This window comes from Corallococcus sicarius, assembly GCF_003611735.1.
Classification (GTDB): Bacteria; Myxococcota; Myxococcia; order Myxococcales; family Myxococcaceae; genus Corallococcus; species Corallococcus sicarius.
Window position 1 is genome coordinate 1 of the sequence record NZ_RAWG01000676.1, and the last position, 752, is coordinate 752.

At 70.1% G+C, this 752-nt stretch carries 1 protein-coding gene; it reads left to right on the forward strand.

Annotated elements, in window-relative coordinates; all coding sequences use genetic code 11:
- Window positions 1-667 (forward strand): NAD-dependent epimerase/dehydratase family protein (locus D7X12_RS41650; protein ID WP_120630592.1); only part of this gene is annotated, 667 nt, incomplete at its 5' end.
- Window positions 668-752 lie beyond the last annotated feature (85 nt).

Sequence of the window (752 nt, forward strand, 5' to 3'; positions counted from 1 at the left end):
CCCCCGGCTGGTGATGTGCGGGTCGCTGGCCTCCCACGGCCCCTCCACCCGGGAGCGCCCCCATGTAGAGGAGGACGCCTTCCATCCCCATGAGTGGTACGGCGAGAGCAAGGCGGAGGCCGAAACCATCGCCTTCTCCTTCCAGGACCGGCTGCCCGTCACCGTGATTCGCCCGCCGCGCATCCTCGGGCCCGGAGACCGGGAAAACCTGTCCTTCTTCAAGATGGTGAAGCAGGGCATCCGCCTGGAGCTGGTGGGGGGCCCCCGGCCGCTGTCCCTGGTGGACGTGGAGGACGTGGTGGACCTGCTCATCGTCCTGGCGGAGCGGCCGGAGGCGGTGGGGCAGGCGTTCTTCTGCACCGCGCCGGAGCGACTGACGTTGGAGGAGATGCAGGACCTGGGCGCGAAGGCGCTGGGGTACCACCCGCGCACGGTCCGGATGCACCCGGCGGTGCTGACGGCCCTGGCGACGGCGGCGGACGGGGTGACGCGCCTGACGGGCCGCAAACTGCCCCTGAACCGGAAGCTGGCGCGGCAGCTGCTGGCGCCGGCCTGGACGTGCTCGGGGGCCAAGGCCGAACGGCTGCTCGGCTTCCGGCCGCGAAGGAACCTGGCGGAGTCCATCACCCGCAGTGGTGAATGGTATCGCGCGCAGGGCTGGTTATAGACCCATGCGTCCAAAGGGTGGGCCCCCTTTGGACGCATGGGTCTATAACCAGCCCTGCGCGCGATCCCATTCACCACTGCGGGTG